Source organism: Antarcticibacterium arcticum (genome assembly GCF_007993795.1).
GTDB classification, from domain to species: Bacteria; Bacteroidota; Bacteroidia; order Flavobacteriales; family Flavobacteriaceae; genus Gillisia; species Gillisia arctica.
Genome location: NZ_CP042476.1, coordinates 719,547 through 739,565 on the forward strand (window position 1 = coordinate 719,547; position 20,019 = coordinate 739,565).

Genomic DNA, 20,019 nt, shown 5'->3' on the forward strand with positions numbered 1-20,019 from the left:
AAAACCACTCTTAAATAAGGAGTGGTTTTTTTATTTGATAATAAAAGAAGTTTAAATTTGTCTTCAACCAAAAACCTTTATGAGTTTTTACCTAGATATCATCCTCCCACTTCCCTTAGACAGACGTTTTACATATTCGGTTTCGCAGGAAGAAGCAGAATTTTTAAAACCAGGCATGCGGGTTGCGGTGCCCTTTGGTAAGACCAGGATATATACAGGAATAGTGGCGGCGATTCATAACAACGCTCCCCAATTATATGAAGCTAAACCCATAGAGCAAATTTTGGATGAAGCCGCTGTGGTAACCTCACACCAGCTCGAACTTTGGGCCTGGATCTCCGGGTATTACATGTGTGCCGAGGGAGAAGTGCTAAAAGCGGCTTTACCGGGCGGATATTTGCTGGAAAGTGAAACGCTTATTCAATTAACTCCGCATTTTGATTTAGGAGAACTTGAGCTAAATGATCAGGAATATATAATTGTTGAAGCCCTGCAAACCCAATCTTCCCTAAGGATACAGGAAGTTATGCAATTGCTGGATAAAAAAACGGTTCTTCCGGTAATAAACAGCCTGGTTTCAAGAAAGGCGTTAGTAGTAAATCAGGAAATTTTTGAGCAGTATAAGCCTAAATTGACTCGTTATGTAAGGCTGGCCGAAAAATTTTCTTCGGAAGCTGAAATGCATAAACTTCTGGATGATCTTAGCAATGCTCCCAAACAGCGGGACGCGGTGTTAAGTTGGTTCAGTTTCCGGGCCCAGTCTAAAAAACCGGTGAAGCTGAAGGATCTTTCCGCAGCAAGCAAAACCTCCACAGCGGTAATAAAAACCTTAATAGATAAAGGGGTTTTTGATGAATATCATATTCAAACAGACAGGGTACAGTTTGACGGTGAAATTTCCAACACCAACATTCAGTTGAATGAATGGCAACAGGAAGCCTTGGATTCAATAGAAAACATTTTTACAGAGGATGAAGTGTGCCTGCTTCACGGCATCACATCTTCGGGCAAGACCGAAATTTACATGAAGCTTATTGAACAGGTAATAGCCCGGGGTAAACAGGCCTTATATCTGCTTCCTGAAATTGCACTTACCTCTCAGCTTGTCGCGCGGCTTCAGGCTTATTTTGGAGATCAGGTCCAGGTGTACCACAGTAAATATTCCGTCAATGAACGTATGGAAGTGTATTCCAATGTATTAAATGATAAGGACAAGGCCAGGATAATTTTGGGCGCCAGGTCTTCGTTGTTTCTGCCGTTTCAGGATCTTGGGCTTATTGTGGTAGATGAGGAACATGAGACCACATTTAAGCAATTTGATCCCGCCCCCCGGTACAATGCCAGGGATGCAGCCGTGGTGCTGGCAAAGATGCATAAAGCCCATTTGATAATGGGGAGCGCTACGCCCTCTCTGGAATCTTATTTTAATGCTACTCATAATAAATACCGGCTGGTCACTTTAAACCGGAGATTTGGGAATGTACTGCTGCCAGAAATAGAAATTGTAGACATCAAGGAAAAATACCGGAAAAAACAAATGACCGGCCATTTCTCTGACCGGTTACTGGAAGAGATCAAAATTTCCCTGGCCGAAGGGGAACAGGTGATCCTTTTTCAGAACCGCCGGGGTTATTCTCCCATTCTGGAATGCACTACCTGCGGCCATTCCCCACAATGTCCCAACTGTGATGTGAGCCTCACCTTTCATCAGCACAGCAACCAATTGCGCTGCCATTACTGCGGTTATCATATGGCAATGCAACAACAGTGTATGGCCTGTGATAGTATTGAGCTTACCACCAAAGGATTTGGAACAGAGCAAATTGAAACAGAACTCAAAGCCCTGCTCCCTGATGCTAAAATTGGAAGGATGGATTTTGACACTACCCGGGGAAAATACGGGCATCAAAAAATAATAAGCGCATTTGAGCAGGAAACCATTGATATATTGGTAGGAACGCAAATGCTTAGTAAAGGCTTGGATTTTAGAAAAGTTAAGTTGGTAGGGATCATGAATGCAGATACCCTGCTTAATTTCCCCGATTTCAGGGCGCATGAGAGAAGCTTCCAGTTAATGTTGCAGGTAGCAGGAAGGGCAGGAAGAACCCAAAGCAGGGGGAAGGTATTGATCCAAACCTACAATCCTCACCACCAGATTGTGAAACAGGTGTCTACCAATGATTATGAAGGTATGTACAGGGAACAATTGGAGGACAGGTATCAATACCAGTATCCGCCATACTACAAGCTTATAAAATTCACATTAAAAAGCAGGGATTATTCAAAAACCAATGATGCGGCAGATTGGCTGGCGAAAGGTTTGAGTATATCCTTCAGGGAAAATGTACTGGGGCCGGAATTTCCTCCGGTTGCCCGAATACGCAATGAATACTATAAGAACATCCTGCTCAAAATTCCTCCACATCAATCCCTGGGAAAGACCAAAACTTATATTGAAAAATTGCTTGCAAGTTTTAAGGCCATAGGAGCATGGAGAAGTGTGCGGGTAATTATAAATGTAGATCCTTATTAAGAAGGATTGAAAATATCAAAAGGTAACGGTTAGAAACAAAAAAATCCGGCTATAGGGGGCCGAATATTTTAAATTCCCTTTATTTTAAGTGGATCTAATCCTGCATTGCACTTAAAGCTTCAATTAGATTGGATTTTTTATGCCTGCTTAGTGGTAATTGTTGTTTATCTATTTCGATATTCTTACTGTTGTATCGCTCTACTTTCTCCAGGTTCACAATATAGGATTTGTGAATTCGTAAAAATTGCTCAGGAGGTAATTGGTTTTCAAAAGATTTCATAGTAGCAAGAACTACAAAAGTATCTTTCTCTGTTACAAATTTTACATAATCCCCCAGGGCCTCAATATATTTAAGCTTATTTAAAAATACCTTCCGGTTCTTTAAATTACTTTTCACAAAGATGAAATTCTCATCTTCTATAGGAGTGCCATTGTGTTTTAAATTATAAAGATTAATTGCTTTGGAAACAGCATTATTAAATCGTTCCCTGTTCACGGGTTTATGAATATAGTCTACCGCATCATAATCAAAAGCTTTGAAGGCATATTTGGTCTTTCCGGTAACAAAAATGATTTGTGGTTTATTGGGAAGATCATCTAATAATTCAAAACCTGTGAGAATAGGCATTTCAATATCAAGGAAAATAAGATCAACCTCTGTGTCAAGCAGGCCGTTCTTAGTTTCAATCGCATTATTGTATTCGGCTACCAATTTTAAATTGGGATGGTCTTTGATCAATTTTACAAGGGATAAACGTTGTAAACTTGAGTCATCAACCACAGCACATTTAAGTAGAGTTTCTTCCACGACAAAAGGTTAAGTATAAACAATATTAGGTATAAAATTTTATTAAAACAAGATAATACTGAATTTCATCGTCAAAATTTGTAGTTTACCGTAGAGGAAAGACTTTGTAGATATAAAAAAAGATGTTACTTTTGCAGCCAATTAATTTAAATCATATTTTTATGAATCATTATGAAACTGTTTTCATCTTGAATCCCGTTTTATCTGATGACCAGATAAAGGAAACAGTAAAGAAATACGAAGATTTTCTTGTTTCTAACGGTGCTGAGATGGTATCCAAAGAAAATTGGGGGCTTAAAAAACTGGCTTACCCAATTCAACACAAAAAAAGTGGTTTTTACCATTTATTTGAATTCAAAGCTCCGGGAGAGGTTATCAATCCTCTTGAAGTAGAATTTAGAAGAGAAGAGCGCATGATGCGTTACCTTACTGTACGGTTAGATAAGCATGCGATCGCCTGGGCAGAAAAGAGAAGAAACAGAAACAAAGAAAAAGCGTAGTTATGTCATCTATTGAACAACAAGCAAAAGGAAAAAAAGACGGAGAGATCAGGTATCTTACTCCTCTTAACATAGAGACCAACAAGACTAAAAAGTATTGTAGGTTCAAAAGATCCGGTATTAAATATATCGATTACAAGGATCCGGACTTTTTAATGAGTTTTGTAAACGAGCAGGGAAAACTTTTACCACGTCGTTTAACAGGAACTTCTTTAAAATATCAGCGTAAAACGGCTGTGGCGGTAAAACGCGCGCGTCATTTAGCATTAATGCCGTATGTTGGCGATTTATTAAAATAATTAAGAGGCAATTATGGAATTGATACTTAGAAAAGACGTAGAGAATTTAGGATTTAAAGATGATGTGGTGACTGTTAAACACGGTTATGCACGTAACTTCTTAATTCCTCAAGGGTATGCATCACTTGCAACCCCCTCTGCTAAAAAAGCCCTTGCTGAAACTATTAAGCAACGCGCTTATAAAGAGCAAAAGAATATTGATGAAGCTAAGAAACAGGCCGCTAAACTTAACGGTCTTGATCTTAAACTTACTGCAAAAGCAGGTGGTGGAGACAAAATGTTTGGATCTATTACTGATGCTGATCTGGCTGAAGCCCTTTCAAAAGAAGGTATTGAACTGGAGAAAAAATACATTAGCATTGCAGGTGGTAACATTAAGCGTTTAGGACAGTACGAAGCAACTTTACGTTTTCACCGTGAAGTGATCGCTAACTTCTCCTTTGCGGTTGTTGCTGAAGCATAATCATACAATGAATATCATAAAAGCCTACTCCAACCGAGTAGGCTTTTCTGTTTAAAAGACTTTGACCGCCGGGCACGGCAGACTAATAATATATTTTGTACAAATGAAATACACGCGCCTTACAAAAGAACAACTGGAGGAATTGCACCAGGAATTTATCAATTTCCTTGCTTCTCAATCTATAACAGCGGGGGAGTGGGAAGAAATAAAAACTCAGAAACCCGAAGTTGCTGAAGAAGAACTGGATGTTTTCAGTGACCTTATTTGGGAAGGGGTACTGGATAAAGTTACCCATCTGGAGCATTTTTCACCTAACCAGATGTTCCTGTTTCATATTACACAGGTGGAAATCCACCTTATTGCGGTAAAAGTAAATAACGAAGCCATAGATATCACCACACTACAAGGCTACCAGTGGCTTCAGAAAAATCTTATGGATGATGCCGTGAATCTTTATACATCCTCCAAGGCATTAACGGAGGACCGGAATAAAGATATATTTGCCCTTATCCAACAGGGTGCTGTAATAACAAAAGGGGAGCTATTCAACTATTTTGACAGGGTAGTGAATAAATAATTATTCGTAGTGCAGGGATTCAACCGGATCCTGTTTTGCGGCCTTACTTGCAGGATAACTTCCTGCCAGAACTGCTACCAAAAAGGTGATGGCTGTTGCCCAAAGCATAGCACTCCATGGGGTTACAAAGGCAAAACCAATTGCAGATGAAACCGCGAAACCTATAAGGATTCCAAAAATGATTCCAAGCAGGCCACCAAATTGCCCTATAATAACAGTTTCCATAAAGAACTGGGTTGCTATGGTACTGCGTTTAGCGCCCAGGGCTTTACGTATTCCAATCTCTCGGGTACGCTCTGCTACAGATACCAGCATGATATTCATTAGCGCGATAGAGGAACCAAAAATGGTAATTATAGAAATAATCCAGGCAGCCACATTGAGATAGCCGGTAATTTGAAATATCTGGTTTATAAGATCATCACTCCTGCCAATTCCAAAATTGTTGTCTTCTACAGGGCTCAGTTTTCTAATATTTCTAAAGGTAATTATCGCCTCACTCTGCGCACCATCCATCATTTCCTTATCACCCACTTTTACGCTTATATTGTAATTGATGTTGGGTTGGGTAAAAATTGAGCGGGCAATTTCAACAGGAATCAGAACCCGGAGGTCCTGGTTGTTTCCAAAGGTAGACCCTTTGGACTCCAATATTCCAATTACCGTAAATTTTACTCCCCGTACACTTATGGTCTTATCAATTGGATTGAGATCCTTGAAAAGACCTTTGGCAAAATCGGCACCAAGGATCGCCACGTTGTTATTGTTTTGAATATCAAAATATGTAAAGTCCCTTCCGTCCTCGAGGTTGAGTCCGGAATTTGAAAGGAAAAATTCATTCACTCCAAAAATTGAAACTTCGGGATCTGTTTTTTTATCCTCGTATTTGACCTCGGCAGCGCCCGTTCCGGTAAAGGAAATAGAAGTTTGAATATTCGGATATTCGTAAGTTTCCTTAAATTCCTTTACTTCCCTGTACGAGATTACGGGATTTATTTTTTCCCTTTCACCCCCCCGCGGGTACGGGTGGTAAACTCGTAGCGTTGCAAATTAAAGGTGTTGGCGCCCATAGATGCAAAATCACTGCTAATAGTATTTTCAAGAGCGCTTACAGCGCTTAAAATGCCCACCAGGGCTGTTATTCCTATGGCAATGATAAGTACGGTAAGTATGGTTCTTAGGATCTGGCTTTTAATCGAATCAAAAGCAATCCTTATATTTTCCTTGAAAAGTGAGAACATAGGTAAATTCTATAGGTCACAGGATTAGACTACCAATTTATAAGAATGTTACTTAAAAAATGAAAATTGTTTGGTATAGGTTAAATTTTAGGATATTTGCAAATTAAGAAAGCGACCTTTTTCTCCACCTATAGAAAAAGACAACGCAACCTAAACAAGAACAAATACCAAAAAATGGCACAAAAACCTTCAACCCCTAAGGGGACAAGGGATTTCTCTCCTGTAGAAGTCGCAAAGCGCAATTATATTTTCGATACTATTAAATCGCAATTTGAAAAATTTGGCTTTCAGCCCATTGAGACGCCCAGTTTTGAAAATTCTGAAACTCTTATGGGAAAATATGGGGAAGAGGGAGACAGGCTCATTTTTAAGATCCTTAATTCGGGTGATTTTTTGAAAAAGGCCAATGAGAAAGCATACCTGGATAAGGACAGCAATAAGATCACGGCATCTATAAGTGAAAAAGCCCTTAGATATGACCTCACCGTTCCCTTTGCCAGGTATGTGGTGCAGCACCAGAGTGAAATTGAATTTCCTTTTAAACGCTATCAGATCCAGCCCGTTTGGCGCGCCGACAGGCCCCAAAAAGGCAGATTCAGGGAATTTTATCAATGCGATGCAGATGTGGTGGGAAGTGAAAGCCTTTGGCAGGAAGTAGAATTTGTACAACTTTATGATGCCGTTTTTACAGCACTAGGTTTAACCGGTGTTAGCATTAAAATCAATAATCGCAAGATCCTTTCAGGTTTTGCTGAAGTTATTGGAGAAAAGGATAGGTTGATAGATTTTACCGTTGCCCTTGATAAACTTGATAAAATAGGAGAAGAGGGAGTAAAAAAGGAAATGCTTGAAAAAGGTATTTCTTCAGAAGCGCTTGAAAAGATTCAACCCATTTTTAATAAGGAGGGAAGTTTTTCAGATAAAATAGATATTCTCACAGGGATCCTCACCTCTTCAGAAACGGGGAAACAGGGTATAGAGGAACTCAGGTTTGTTTATAATGCCGTTACAGAGCTTGGCCTGGATACTGCGACTCTGGAGCTGGATGTGACGCTTGCCAGGGGATTAAATTATTATACCGGGGCTATTTTTGAAGTTGCTGCGCCGGCAACTATTCAAATGGGTTCTATAGGTGGAGGGGGGCGTTATGATGACCTTACTGGAATTTTCGGACTTAAAAATGTGAGTGGGGTAGGAATATCCTTTGGCCTTGACAGGATCTACCTGGTTATGGAGGAGCTTGGATTGTTTCCCGAAACTGTCACCCAAAATACACGCGTACTGTTCATAAATTTTGGTGAAAAGGAAGCGCTCTACGCCTTAAAGGCAATAAGAGATCTGCGGCAAAAGGGGATATCAGCTGAGCTTTATCCAGAGGATGCCAAGATGAAAAAACAAATGAACTATGCCAATAAAAGGGAAATTCCCTTTGTAGTTCTTGCAGGGGTGGAGGAGATGGCTTCGGGTAAGTTTGGTCTCAAAAATATGAAAACCGGGGAACAACAAAAGCTCACTATTGAAGAGCTTACCAGCGGTTTAAAATAAACCTATCCAAAGCTTCAATGCGTTAATTCCAGAACCAATAGTTTAGAAAATTAAACCATGTTTTCGTTTCATGAATTAAATTCAGAAGACAAAAACATGGCTTTTAGACTAGGTTACTTTTAATTAACCACCGTATTGTTCCATCATCTCCCGTTGCATATTTTCAAGGCCTTCAAGCCCGTAAATACCTAAAATTGCAATATAAGAGATCACCATAAGCGCACTAAGCGCAATACCTATAATAGCCAGGATCTTTCCGGTTTTTACATTTTGATAACCGGTGTACATTTCAGGATTGGTGTTGTAAATGGCGGTGGCTTTTTGTGCCATTGACAGGGTGATCACCCCAAAAACAAGTCCTACAATACCATAGCAGCAACAGCCTACTATTGAAAGGATCCCGAAAACGAGAATTAGTGTTGAATTAGGAAGTTGTTGTCGTTGTAAATCCATGGTTTATTGATTTTGGTTAGTGGTTTGGTAAGAAAGTAAGTATTTTAAAAATATAACTTATTAAAATAATTCCCGCCGTAAATAAGATGAGGCTAATTTTAATAATATAATCAAATTTGAATTTAACAAAGAGGTTCAGGAAGACAAAACCCAGTAAAACCAAGATAGGATAGATTGCGGGGAACAAATTAAAAGCGGCTTTAAAATTTCCCTTAAATACCATTAAAAGTGCCCGCTGCCCGCCGCAACCATAGCAATCCATTCCAAAAAGCTCCTTGTTTAGGCAAGGCAGCAAAAGATCTTCCATCAAATAACCTGTTTTGGTTAGTTTGAAATTATAACTTTTTTTGAAACTACAATGCCGTCCCCTGAAGTAATTTTGATAATGTAAATGCCGCGACTTAAATTTCCCGTATATATTTCATGATACATATCGTTGGCGGTAGCTTTGATCTCTTTAATCTTACGCCCTCTGCTGTCAATGATCCCGATTGTTTCGATGGAAAGGCCGGCAGCAGAAATTACCTCGGCGCGGTTAAACGCATTATTCTGAAAAATTTGATATTCTTTCCCGGTTCCTTTATTTTCATCTCCTTCCTGAAGTTTTTTACTGAAAGTGAGACTTAGATCCTCATTAATTCCTTCAGTTACAGGGATGGTAATTTCCTGATCCTTTAGATTATAATAAATATTTTTTACTGAATCCCAAACGTAGATATTACCTGAAATGTGGTTCACCTCTGCCAGAGTTAAAGTTATTTCCTCGGGCCGGGTGGTAATAATTGATAAAGGGACAGGAGCATGAAAGTCGTCACGAACATCTATAAGGTATATGTCATTATTTAGTTTCCAGCCTGCATCTGTTTCAAGAGGGGAAAGGTTCTTGGCATCCATCGACCTGTCTGCTCCTGTGGTAGCCTCCCCATGCTTCGCAAGGATCAATTGCCGGACATATTTGCCTTTAAATTCTATGTTTAAACGGATCAATGGAATTTCTACAATTTTCGCCTCCGCCAACTTAAATTCACTCAATTGGGGGTTTTCTTTTTGGAATTCCCGGTATCGGTTTCTAAAATATACTTTACCCGTGGCCAGTCCTTCTACGATGAAACCCTGTGCTAGGGGAGAAAATCCACGGGCATAATATTCGCCGGTTCTCCCGGTTTCCGAGACCGGATTTCCCAATTCATCATACTTTTTAAAGACGGCAGGCACATAGCCGTTTCGGCCTAATGCAGGAGAATAAGCCCCGTAACCCCCTTCATAATCTTTTAAATAATGGGATGATACCGGCCTGGAATCCCAGAAATACGCAATCCCTGTTGTAGTGGTATTTTCCTCAAGGAACATATTTAGATCTAGTGCTGAAGGATATGGATTTCCCACCAGTAGGATCTCATTTTTATTAATATCCAGCGCAATAGTGCCTGTGTGTGGCCTTCCCCGAAAATCATAACGCTGTTCATTTCCGGGATTATTGTCTACCCCATAAAGTTTTATCTCGGTATTTGTACCATCAACTCCTTTCATGGTAAAACCTTCGCCAGGATTCACATTAAAATTATTACCAACATATTCCCAGTCTGAATATGCACTTCCAGATAGCTTATAGATCCAGCGGCCGGAGATCTTTAACGGATTCGCGTGACCATTAAGCTCCTGAGTAATTATCGCCTTCCGGCTATGGGTTAGGTCAAGTGGTTCATAAAAGATATTACCGAAGGAAGAATTTCCCGAAATATTTTCTACCGGTGAGCTCCAATAGTTGTAAGTATATGCAGTGGCTTTACCTTCCTGAAATACCGAGAGAACTCCTGTTCCGGAATTTTTGCTGTCTTCTGCCCCCTGTAACAACTGAGCTTCATTTCTTAGGTAAAAACTTGCTTCCAACTGGCCTGGAGGATTTTTAGCGAGGTAGATATCTTTTTGTACAAAGACCATCCCTCCCCGGGCATATAGGAAACTTTCTTTATTACCATTGGGTTTTATATACAGCTGGGAAAAACACCAAAAGGGCAAAAAAAATAGGCTTATAACGTATATTTGTTTCATTAAAACAATCGCTTTTTATAAAATTAGCATTTATATATTGGGGTTTCAGTTAATAAAAATCATTTAAGTGCTAAAAATCAGTTAATTATGGCTAAAAAAAACGATCAGTTGATCAATACTATTCTTATAATTGTAGGAGGTGCGATCCTTATTTATACCATTGCAGTTAAGGAGCCCATGCAATATATCCAGATCCTCGGCTTTATTATTATAATGTTTGGATTATACAGGGCAACCAACCACTGGGTAGAAACCAAAGACGACCATAAAGAAGAACAGGATCAACAGGAGAAGGAATTATGAAATTTGAGATCAACGATAGGGTAGAAGTTCTGGATGATGCGCTTAAAGGCCGGGTTGTGGCTATTAAAGGGGAAATAATATCTATAGAGACCAATGAAGGTTTCTCTCTGGATTTTAATGAAAATGAACTGGTAAAAACGGGAAATGAGCAAAAGTTACATATAGCTACTTCTAACGTAGCCTTTTCAGAAGTTATCAAAGAAAAACAAAGCCCCAGGAAAAATAAATCCGTTAAAATAAAGCCTAAGGAAAGAAATGCACCGCCAATGGAGGTGGATCTTCATATTGAAAAGTTGGTAAATTCCTTTAGAGGGATGTCGAATCACGAGATATTAAACCTGCAAATGGACACTGCAAGACGCCAAATTGAATTTGCTGCCCGTAAAAGGATACAAAAGATCGTATTTATTCACGGGGTAGGAGAAGGCGTTTTAAAAGCAGAACTGGATTATTTGCTGGGCCGGTATGACAACCTCAAATTCTATGATGCAGATTATCAGAAATACGGGATTGGTGCTACCGAAGTTTATTTTTTTCAAAATTCCTAGAAATTACCTTTTACCCCTCATTATTTCCCGGTTCCTCTTCCTCCTCACCAGGTACTGCAGGCACTTCAACAGCACCCGAGATAAAGCGACCCAATACTTTTGTTACAAAGGAGATCTCCTCTCCATCACCACCCTGATTTTTCAACTTAAGGTTTTGCACTTCAATAATTGACTCGTATCTTACGGCTATTGTGTTATCTACAAGATTTCCAACTTCACCCGCATACCTTTCAGTGGTAAATTGATCCAGATATCGTGGCAGGGTATTACCGGCATTTCTATTGGTTACGGGATCCAGGTTATTGGCTGTTACTTCCAGCCTCGTAGGTACCCCGTCACCGTCATCATCGGGATCCAGATAATTGGGTATTCCATCACCATCGGTATCCCTGTAGCCTTCTGCGGTAGGGTCTCCATCCTGACCTCTTATTTCAACGGAAGTGGGAACATTATCACCATCATCATCTTTATCAAGGTAGTCCGGCACACCATCTCCATCTGTATCACGGTTTTCAGCCATTCCCTCAAGATCTGAAGGAACCCCGTCACCATCATGATCCAGTCTTCCATCTGTGCGATTTGCAACTTCCATGGTTCTTATAATTACCCGTCCTCCCACACTTCTATATTCCTGGAGTACCCGTGGGTTGGCCGGCGGCACGTTTCCGCAGAAATAACCGGCAGGGAGTGGCCCATCATAGGTGCGGTATATTACCCGGTTTTCACCGGTAAGTTCTATAGTCACAGGTTGATCATCTACGGTTAAGGCATTATCTGCCGGAGACAATCTTGGGCTGTTAAGTTGTACCGTAAGACTTTCGTAAATATTATCTGTGTTTATATGATATAATAACTTATTGCGTCCCTCACTACATAAGGTGAAGGTTTCATCTTCAAATTCAAAGGTGGTTACTATAATGTCTCCATCATCACAGGAAGTGAGAAAAAACAATAATAAAATTACTTCGGCAAGGCTGCGCATATAGATCATTTTCAACAAAAATAAACTTTTAGGAATTTATGGCAGAGCATCCTATAAATTATTTATTTTCTTTTATTTTTGTGGACCATGAAAAAAGTTTACTTAGACAGTGCTGCAACCACGCAAATGCGTGATGAAGTAATAGAGAGAATGATCTCCGTAATGAAAGAAAATTACGGTAACCCTTCCTCAAGTCACGCCTTCGGGAGATCCTCAAAATCTTTGATCGAAAATGCCCGAAAAACTGTTGCGGGGTATTTGAATGTTTCAGCTTCTGAAATAATTTTCACTTCAGGAGGAACAGAAGCAGATAATCTTGCCCTTAATTCAGCTGTAAGAGATCTTGGGGTTAAAAGGATCATTACCTCCCGGATTGAACATCATGCGGTTTTATTCACCGTAACCCAGTTAAAAGAGTGCTTTGATGTACAGGTGGAGTATGTTGACCTGGATGAATGCGGAAATATAAAACCCGGGCATCTGGAAGAACTTTTAAAAGGATCCCAACATAAAACACTGGTAAGTTTAATGCATGTTAACAACGAAGTTGGAAACCTGCTCGACATTGCCAAAATTGGAAAATTATGCAAAGAATATAATGCGCTATTCCATTGTGACACAGTACAATCCATAGGTCATTTTGAACTGGACCTTTCACAGATCCCTGTTGATTTTACGGCGGTAAGCGCCCATAAATTTCACGGCCCCAAGGGTGTTGGATTTGCATTTATAAGAAAGAACAGCGGACTAAAACCTCTTATTTTTGGAGGTGAGCAGGAGCGTGGTCAACGGGCGGGTACAGAAAGCGTCCACAATATAGTGGGCTTGGAAGAAGCCTTGAAACTTGCCTATAAGAATTTAGAAGAAGAACGAGCTTATATTACGTCACTTAAGGAATATTTTATTGCAGAACTGCAGGAAAAGATCCCGGGAGTAAAATTCAATGGGGACTGCACCATAGCTGAAAAAAGCACTTATACCCTTATAAATGTTTGCCTGCCGGTAACTCAGGAAAAAGCCCTTATGCTTTTATTTCAACTGGACCTTAAAGGAATTGCCTGCTCTAAAGGCAGTGCCTGCCAAAGCGGAAGTGACAAGGGTTCTCACGTGCTAAATGCATTTTTATCTAAGGAAGACCTGGAAAAACCATCGCTGAGGTTTTCATTTTCTCATTACAACACCAAGGATGAAATAGATTACGTAGTTCAGGTCCTTAAAGATTTTATTGAATCCTGATCTTTAGAAACTGTAAATTGTATTCTGTAGAATGTTCTATTTCCGGTAATTGCAATCTGAATCATTGGTCAATTTTAGCTTGAAGCCAACATCCTGCTAAACCCAGAATCTCATTAAAATTACACTATACATTATACACAATACACCCTACAATCATCAGGCTATTTCCTGTGAAAGGTAGCCTCATAAGTGCTGCTGTTCCCAACATTATCTGTTACTATCACTTTCAGGTTATTTTCTGTATCTGTTACCACACCATCAGCGAAATAATGGGTAATGGTGTTATTCTTATACTCATATTCCATTAGAATGAACTTTCCATTAACGGTGGCCCTGTAGCTTTTTATTCCTGAAAGATCATCGGCGATCCTTAGCACAAGGCTGTTGCTCCCGGAGATCCACTGCCCGTTCTTAAAATTCACAGGGGTGATCACGGGTGCTTTTACATCTGATGCCAGCGTGTAATCCCCAAAGGTTCTTATTCCGGCGGTAAAGCGGTTTCCTTTTTTTGTTGTGGAATTATAGGATGGCCTTCCTCCATAGCCCAGGCGGGCAATGAACATTTTCTCCCTCTGTTCTGCAGTATACTTACTTACATCAAATCCTATAGTAATATTGCTGTGAATTGCGGTATCATCTTTATGGAAATACACCGTATCTCCTTTAAAATTAATATCAAGGTAGGTGTCGTAATACAAACTTCCTTTCGGGATAAAAATATCAACCCCATTTTCTTCAGCAGAAAAATTTTGATTGGCTTTCACGAAATAATCAGTTTCCTTAATTTTCTTAGGCTGAACATTTCCCGGTTGATTCCCCTGAACGGGAATACGAACAATTTTCTCATTCCCCGCCTGGTCCAGGACTTTGATGCTGTAAACATAATTAAGGCTATCCTGAACATTCACCACACCATTATTAACCACATTATTATAAATACTCAGTGGGTTATTGGGCCCTACAAACAATTGCTTGATCCGGCTTTTGTTGTTGCTGAAGTATTCATAATCTATAAGTTGGTTGAGGTGCCTGGTTTCGGTAAATGAAAAGCGGTCCATATTCATTTCGAACACTACATCTCCATTAAGTCGTGCTTCTATTTTATAAACCCCGTTATTATTGGCTGCTCCATCCTGTTTGTCAAATGCGGCAATTCCAAATCCTATATCGCCGCAGGCATTTATTTGATCCGTTCTGAAAGAGCCATCGGCCACCGGTATAAGGCGTAATCGCTGCCTGTTTGCAGAACCATTTACATGGGCCTCCTCTCCAAGCGGATAAGCATACAAACTGGTAATGGTTGGGGGTTGGGAATCTTTTACCTTAATCCCAAATAATTTAGGATTCATGGGGCGTTGGGAACCATCCCTTATTTCAAAATGCAAATGTGGGCCTCCACTACCGCCGGTATTTCCGCTAAACGCTACCAGGCCACCCTGGCTTACCGGTAAAACTCCTGCTTCAGGATATATTTCAACTTCGTAAGATTCCCGTTCATATTGTATCTTTTTAATATAAGCTTCAATTTCAGGTGAGAATTTCTGCAAATGCCCGTAAACTGTGGTATATCCATTGGGATGTTGAATGTATAATGCTTTTCCGTAACCATAAGTGGCAACATTAATTCTACTCACATAACCAGAAGCGGCCGCAAGTATATTCAGGCCTTCCCGTTGCTGGGTTTTAATGTCGAGGCCACTGTGAAAATGATTGGAACGCAACTCGCCAAACGTGCCCGAAAGGACAAGATCTACATCCAGTGGGCTATTAAAATATTCAGTAGGGACCTGGGGTTGGGCCCATATTCCCGATGTAATTAAAATAAAAAGCAGGGCAAAATTCTTCTTCATGATTTAGGGTTTTCAGCAATATTTTGGGATGCTAAAGATAATTAAAGTTTTAGAGAAAAAATAACGCACTGGGACTCTGCTTATTATATTAATATGCAAGCTTTTTGAAAATAGATTTAAAAGTATTGGGAAATTTCATGCGGTATGTTAACTTTGTGGGAATAAGTAGCACGTTGAGCTTTTATGAGTGATTTGACAGAAATAGTTGATAACCTTGAAAATAGAATAAGCAAGTTGCTTCATAAGTATGATGCTTTAAAGCAATCTTATCATTCTAATCAGGAGGAATTGACATCTGTAAAAAAGGAAAACATAAGATTAACAGAGGAAATTGAGAACTCTCTTAACCGTGTTCAAACACTTCAGGCCGCCAACGCGATGCTGGGCAGTAATGATTTTAAAAGAGAGACCAAGCTCAAAATAAACAGTCTGATACGTGAAATTGATCAATGTATCATTCAGTTATCAGAATAAATAAAAGAAATGTCTGACGCGCTAAAGATTAAATTGTCAATTGCAGATAGGGTTTATCCCCTTACCATTCAGGCCCATCAGGAAGAAGGGCTTAGGAAAGCTGCAAAGAAGATTGAGGCGATGATCAAGCAATTTGAGCAAAGTTATGCCGTGAGGGATAAGCAGGATGTTTTGGCTATGTGTGCCTTACAGTTTGCTGCCCAAACCGAGCAAAAAAGTATTAATAACAGCAACGAAGTGCAACTGGCAGAAGATAAATTGAAATATCTCAATGACCTTCTCCAACAGCATCTGGCAACATAGTTCTTTAAAATAAAAGGTTTACTGCCTGTATTAGTCATTTTTTTGATAAACTCAACAAGGATTCTTTAAAGAGGGTGAGTTTTAGTTGTAAAAGCGTGCCGTCTTAGAGCGGATACTTGATCAGCTTGTTAGCCCTAAACGTGTTTTAAGGAGTTTATACAAAATCGAAGCTAATGCAGGCTTTTTTTTTACATTTAACTTAAATATATGGAGACAACAACAACTATAATAATTTCTGTTTTTATTGGTCTGGTTTTAGGCTATATCATTGCTAAGATCCTGGAAAGGAACAATGCAAGTAAAGTGATACAACGCGCCAAGAAATCGGCCGCTGCAATTTTAAAAGAAGCCAAAAGCGAAGCAGAGTCAATAAAGAAAGATAAGATCCTTCAGGCAAAAGAAAAGTTCATAGAATTAAAAAGTGAACATGAAAAGGTGATCCTGGGTAGAGATAAGAAGATTGGGGAGGCCGAAAAGCGCATTCGCGATAAAGAGTCACTTGTGTCCAGCGAGCTGGCCAAGAACAAGAATCTGAATAAGGACCTTGAGGATAAGGTAAAGGATTATGATCACAGGAATGAGTACCTAGAAAAGAAACAACAGGAGATAGATAAATTACACTTTAGTAAAATCCAGCAACTGGAAGTAATTTCAGGCCTTTCGGCCGAGGAAGCCAAAGCCCAGTTAACAGAATCACTGAAGGATACCGCCAGGGCAGAGGCTATGTCGCTTATTCAGGATACTATTGAAGAAGCTAAGCTTACAGCCCAGCAGGAAGCAAAGAAAATTATTATTACCACGATTCAACGTATTGGAACTGAAGAAGCAATTGAAAATTGTGTATCGGTATTCAACCTTGAAAGTGACGATGTAAAAGGGCGTATAATTGGTAGGGAAGGCCGTAATATCAGGGCCATTGAAGCTGCCACGGGAGTGGAGATCATTGTAGATGATACGCCGGAGGCCATTATTCTATCATGTTTTGATACCGTACGAAGAGAGGTTGCAAGACTTTCCCTTCACAAACTGGTTACAGATGGCCGTATCCACCCTGCCCGTATTGAAGAGGTTGTTAAAAAGACCAGGAAACAAATTGATGAAGAGATCATTGATATAGGAAAACGTACTGTTATAGATCTTGGGATTCACGGGTTGCACCCGGAATTGATCAAGGCGGTAGGTAGAATGAAATACAGGTCTTCTTACGGTCAAAACCTTTTACAGCACTCGAGAGAGGTAGCTAAATTATGCGGGGTGATGGCAGCAGAATTAGGATTGAATACCAAACTGGCCAAACGTGCAGGTCTTTTACACGATATAGGAAAGGTTCCAGATACTGAGACTGAAATGCCACACGCACTACTTGGAATGCAGTGGGCTGAAAAATATGGGGAAAAACCGGAAGTTTGTAACGCTATTGGAGCTCACCACGATGAAATTGAAATGAATTCACTCCTATCGCCATTGGTACAGGTTTGTGACGCCATAAGCGGGGCAAGACCGGGTGCGAGAAGACAAGTGCTTGATTCCTACATCCAACGATTGAAGGATCTTGAGGAGATTGCTTTTGGTTTTGGCGGAGTTAAAAAAGCTTATGCTATCCAGGCGGGTAGAGAATTAAGGGTAATTGTTGAGAGTGAAAAAGTAACCGATGATAAGGCGGCTACTCTATCCTTTGAGATCTCACAAAAGATCCAGACAGATATGACATATCCCGGCCAGGTAAAAGTAACCGTAATAAGGGAAACAAGAGCAGTGAATATTGCAAAGTAAATTTTCATAAATTACTTGTAATCACACTTTAAGAAAAGATAACTGCAATGTATAAATTAAAAAGCCTTTGAGATCTTCAAAGGCTTTTTTCATATCATTATTTAAATATTTAAAGATTACTTTTCCTTGTAATCATCTTCATCATAAATGTTGGAATAGGAGTTACCTTTGGTAACAAAAAATTCCCCGGTTACATATCTGTAATGTTTGTCTAATTCAGAAATCTTATGAAGCTCATCTTCCGTTAAGCTTACGCCCGCGCTTCCAAGATTTTCAATGATGCGTTGCGGGGTAGTGGATTTTGGAATTACTGCAGTACCCCGAATAAGATGCCATTTTATTAAAACCTGTGCTGGTGAGGCGCCATGTTTTTTAGCGATTTGAACAATAGTACTGTTTTCAAGTAAAGAAGGTTCATTACTAGCCTTCATAGCACTGGATCTGTCCCCACTACCCAGCGGAGAATATGCAGTTAAATGTATATTATTCCGGCTGCAGAATTCCAGCATTTTATGTTGCTGCAGGAAAGGATGCAGTTCAATTTGATTCATTTCGGGCGGTTCGGGAGAATCTTCGATCAACTCCTCAAGCCTGGGAATACTAAAATTTGATACTCCCACATGTTTAGATAAACCCAGGTCTCTTGCTTCAAGCATTTTATTCCATGTATCAATTATGGGCGCCTCATCCAGGGATAGATATTCGTCATTCGATTGTGGAAAAGCAACGCCGGGCTTAAAGGCAACCGGCCAGTGAATAAGGTAAAGATCAAGATATTCCAGCTGCAAATCTTTTAAAGTGATTTTAAGAGCGGGGATCACATCCTCTTTTAAATGGGCATTGTTCCAAAGTTTGGAAGTGATCCAGAGGTCCTCTCGTTTTACTTTGCCTTCTTTAAAGATCTCGGCCAGGGCCTCTCCAATTTCGGCTTCATTTCCGTAAGTAGCAGCACAATCAATGTGTCTGTACCCATTTCTAATTGCCGTTTTAACGGCTTCTCCCACTTCGCCTTTGCCAGACTTCCACGTTCCAAGTCCTATCGCGGGCATTTCATCTCCATTGCTGAATTTTAATTTTAACATAGCTAATATTTTTTCTTCAAGATATGAAGGAATAGGGACAGCTACCAGAACCCGGGAGTATTTAGCACAATTTTAGTAATTGCTTCGCGGGTGGAAATCTTTAATCACCTCTCTCAAATGACTTTTATCCACGTGCATATAGATCTCTGTGGTGGTGATGCTCTCATGACCCAGCATTTGTTGGATCGCCCTTAGATCGGCCCCATTCTCAAGGAGGTGGGTTGCAAAGGAATGCCGGAAGGTGTGCGGACTTATATTTTTATTAAGATTGGCCGTGAGCGCCAAATTTTTTACAATAGTAAAGATCATGGCACGGGTAAGCTTATTTCCCCTTCGGTTAAGAAAGACAACATCTGAAGCTAATTTTTTTACAGAGACCCTGTTTCTTGAATTTTCCAGATATTGGGTGATATAATTTTGGGTGATTTCTCCAATAGGAACGAAACGTTCCTTATCTCCTTTCCCGGTGATTTTTATAAAACCTTCCTGAAAGTATAGATCAGAGATATTAAGATCAATTACTTCTGAAACCCGCAAGCCACAGCCGTAGAGAGTTTCAATAATAGCACGGTTTCTTTCACCTTCATTGGTGCTTAAGTCTACGGCCGCAATCAAGTCATCAATCTCATTAAGGGAAAGGGTATCTGGCAATTTACGCCCTGTTTTGGGTGATTCAATCAATTCCATAGGATTGTCATCACGGTACCCTTCAAAAATGAGGTAATTAAAAAAGCTTTTAAGTCCCGAAATAATTCTGGATTGTGACCGGGCATTCAGGATCTTGGCAACCTCATAAATGAAATGCTGAAGGATCTCCCCTGTAATTTTTGTAGGAGAAACCCTTATTTCATTTGTGCTTAAATGGTTAATAAGTTTGGAAATATCTAAGGAATAGTTTTGAACCGAATTTTTTGCAAGGCCCCGTTCTATCAGTAAAAAATGCTCAAAATCCTTTTGTGCTTGTTGCCAGTTCATTAGCCAGGTTATTAACAATTTG

At 39.9% G+C, this 20,019-nt stretch carries 20 protein-coding genes, 1 other RNA gene and 1 pseudogene; 13 read left to right on the top strand and 9 right to left on the bottom strand.

Annotated elements, in window-relative coordinates; all coding sequences use genetic code 11:
* The first annotated feature begins 79 nt into the window (after positions 1-79).
* A complete protein-coding gene (priA, locus tag FK178_RS03075) occupies positions 80-2,533 on the top strand; it encodes a replication restart helicase PriA (RefSeq protein ID WP_146830883.1) in 2,454 nt (817 codons plus the stop codon).
* Between the two features lie 94 nt (positions 2,534-2,627).
* On the opposite strand, the gene FK178_RS03080 is transcribed toward priA, so the two are convergent.
* A complete protein-coding gene (locus tag FK178_RS03080; protein ID WP_146830885.1) occupies positions 2,628-3,341 on the bottom strand; it encodes a LytR/AlgR family response regulator transcription factor in 714 nt (237 codons plus the stop codon).
* A 161-nt stretch (positions 3,342-3,502) separates the two neighbouring features.
* On the opposite strand from FK178_RS03080, the gene rpsF reads away from it, so the two are divergent.
* The 4 genes from rpsF to FK178_RS03100 all read left to right on the top strand — a co-directional run bounded on the left by rpsF (position 3,503) and on the right by FK178_RS03100 (position 5,180).
* A complete protein-coding gene (rpsF, locus tag FK178_RS03085) occupies positions 3,503-3,841 on the top strand; it encodes a 30S ribosomal protein S6 (RefSeq protein ID WP_146830887.1) in 339 nt (112 codons plus the stop codon).
* A gap of 2 nt (positions 3,842-3,843) precedes the next feature.
* Complete coding sequence (gene rpsR / locus FK178_RS03090; protein ID WP_146830889.1) at positions 3,844-4,140, top strand: 30S ribosomal protein S18; 297 nt, start codon at positions 3,844-3,846, stop codon at positions 4,138-4,140.
* Between the two features lie 13 nt (positions 4,141-4,153).
* On the top strand, positions 4,154-4,603 hold the full coding sequence (gene rplI, locus FK178_RS03095; RefSeq protein WP_146830891.1) for a 50S ribosomal protein L9: 450 nt from the start codon (positions 4,154-4,156) through the stop codon (positions 4,601-4,603).
* 103 nt (positions 4,604-4,706) lie between these two features.
* Positions 4,707-5,180, top strand: a complete 474-nt coding sequence (locus FK178_RS03100) for a DUF6495 family protein (RefSeq protein WP_146830893.1) — start codon at positions 4,707-4,709, stop codon at positions 5,178-5,180.
* Here FK178_RS03100 and FK178_RS03105 read toward each other — a convergent pair.
* Positions 5,181-6,421, bottom strand: a pseudogene (locus FK178_RS03105) (ABC transporter permease). It lies immediately after the preceding gene.
* Positions 6,422-6,595: 174 nt separating this feature from the next.
* On the opposite strand from FK178_RS03105, the gene hisS reads away from it, so the two are divergent.
* Positions 6,596-7,966, top strand: a complete 1,371-nt coding sequence (gene hisS, locus FK178_RS03110; protein ID WP_146837430.1) for a histidine--tRNA ligase — start codon at positions 6,596-6,598, stop codon at positions 7,964-7,966.
* A gap of 123 nt (positions 7,967-8,089) precedes the next feature.
* On the opposite strand, the gene FK178_RS03115 is transcribed toward hisS, so the two are convergent.
* The 3 genes from FK178_RS03115 to FK178_RS03125 are packed head-to-tail and all read right to left on the bottom strand — an operon-like array spanning position 8,090 to position 10,471.
* On the bottom strand, positions 8,090-8,419 hold the full coding sequence (locus tag FK178_RS03115) for a CCC motif membrane protein (RefSeq protein ID WP_146830895.1): 330 nt from the start codon (positions 8,417-8,419) through the stop codon (positions 8,090-8,092).
* Positions 8,420-8,435: 16 nt separating this feature from the next.
* Positions 8,436-8,726, bottom strand: a complete 291-nt coding sequence (locus FK178_RS03120; protein ID WP_146830897.1) for a DUF2752 domain-containing protein — start codon at positions 8,724-8,726, stop codon at positions 8,436-8,438.
* Positions 8,727-8,743: 17 nt separating this feature from the next.
* A complete protein-coding gene (locus FK178_RS03125) occupies positions 8,744-10,471 on the bottom strand; it encodes a T9SS type A sorting domain-containing protein (protein ID WP_146830899.1) in 1,728 nt (575 codons plus the stop codon).
* Positions 10,472-10,558: 87 nt separating this feature from the next.
* On the opposite strand from FK178_RS03125, the gene FK178_RS03130 reads away from it, so the two are divergent.
* Together FK178_RS03130 and FK178_RS03135 are read left to right on the top strand one after the other, a co-directional pair.
* Positions 10,559-10,774 carry a hypothetical protein gene (locus tag FK178_RS03130; RefSeq protein ID WP_146830901.1) on the top strand — a complete coding sequence of 72 codons (216 nt, stop codon included), beginning with the start codon at positions 10,559-10,561 and terminating at the stop codon, positions 10,772-10,774.
* A complete protein-coding gene (locus FK178_RS03135; protein ID WP_146830903.1) occupies positions 10,771-11,322 on the top strand; it encodes a Smr/MutS family protein in 552 nt (183 codons plus the stop codon). Before FK178_RS03130 ends, FK178_RS03135 begins: the two co-directional genes overlap by 4 nt.
* Positions 11,323-11,332: 10 nt before the next feature.
* On the opposite strand, the gene FK178_RS03140 is transcribed toward FK178_RS03135, so the two are convergent.
* Positions 11,333-12,322, bottom strand: a complete 990-nt coding sequence (locus tag FK178_RS03140; RefSeq protein WP_205677209.1) for a hypothetical protein — start codon at positions 12,320-12,322, stop codon at positions 11,333-11,335.
* Positions 12,323-12,391: 69 nt separating this feature from the next.
* Between FK178_RS03140 and FK178_RS03145 the strand changes: the two genes are divergently transcribed.
* On the top strand, positions 12,392-13,540 hold the full coding sequence (locus FK178_RS03145; protein WP_146830907.1) for a cysteine desulfurase family protein: 1,149 nt from the start codon (positions 12,392-12,394) through the stop codon (positions 13,538-13,540).
* Between the two features lie 161 nt (positions 13,541-13,701).
* Here the strand turns inward: FK178_RS03145 and FK178_RS03150 are convergent, their stop codons facing one another.
* Entirely contained in the window at positions 13,702-15,390 is a 1,689-nt protein-coding gene (locus FK178_RS03150) for a M23 family metallopeptidase (RefSeq protein WP_146830909.1), read from the bottom strand.
* A 183-nt stretch (positions 15,391-15,573) separates the two neighbouring features.
* On the opposite strand from FK178_RS03150, the gene FK178_RS03155 reads away from it, so the two are divergent.
* The 4 genes from FK178_RS03155 to rny all read left to right on the top strand — a co-directional run bounded on the left by FK178_RS03155 (position 15,574) and on the right by rny (position 17,940).
* Positions 15,574-15,864, top strand: coding sequence for a hypothetical protein (locus FK178_RS03155; RefSeq protein ID WP_146830911.1), 291 nt, complete (start codon positions 15,574-15,576; stop codon positions 15,862-15,864).
* A 9-nt stretch (positions 15,865-15,873) separates the two neighbouring features.
* Entirely contained in the window at positions 15,874-16,167 is a 294-nt protein-coding gene (locus tag FK178_RS03160; RefSeq protein ID WP_146830913.1) for a cell division protein ZapA, read from the top strand.
* A 49-nt stretch (positions 16,168-16,216) separates the two neighbouring features.
* Positions 16,217-16,323: non-coding RNA, 6S RNA (ssrS, locus tag FK178_RS03165), on the top strand.
* 51 nt (positions 16,324-16,374) lie between these two features.
* Positions 16,375-17,940, top strand: a complete 1,566-nt coding sequence (gene rny / locus FK178_RS03170) for a ribonuclease Y (RefSeq protein WP_146830915.1) — start codon at positions 16,375-16,377, stop codon at positions 17,938-17,940.
* 116 nt (positions 17,941-18,056) lie between these two features.
* Here the strand turns inward: rny and FK178_RS03175 are convergent, their stop codons facing one another.
* The gene (locus FK178_RS03175) at positions 18,057-19,022 is read right to left on the bottom strand and encodes an aldo/keto reductase (RefSeq protein WP_146830917.1); all 966 of its coding nucleotides are present in this window, start codon (positions 19,020-19,022) and stop codon (positions 18,057-18,059) included.
* Positions 19,023-19,094: 72 nt separating this feature from the next.
* Positions 19,095-19,997, bottom strand: a complete 903-nt coding sequence (xerD, locus tag FK178_RS03180; protein WP_146830919.1) for a site-specific tyrosine recombinase XerD — start codon at positions 19,995-19,997, stop codon at positions 19,095-19,097.
* Positions 19,998-20,019 lie beyond the last annotated feature (22 nt).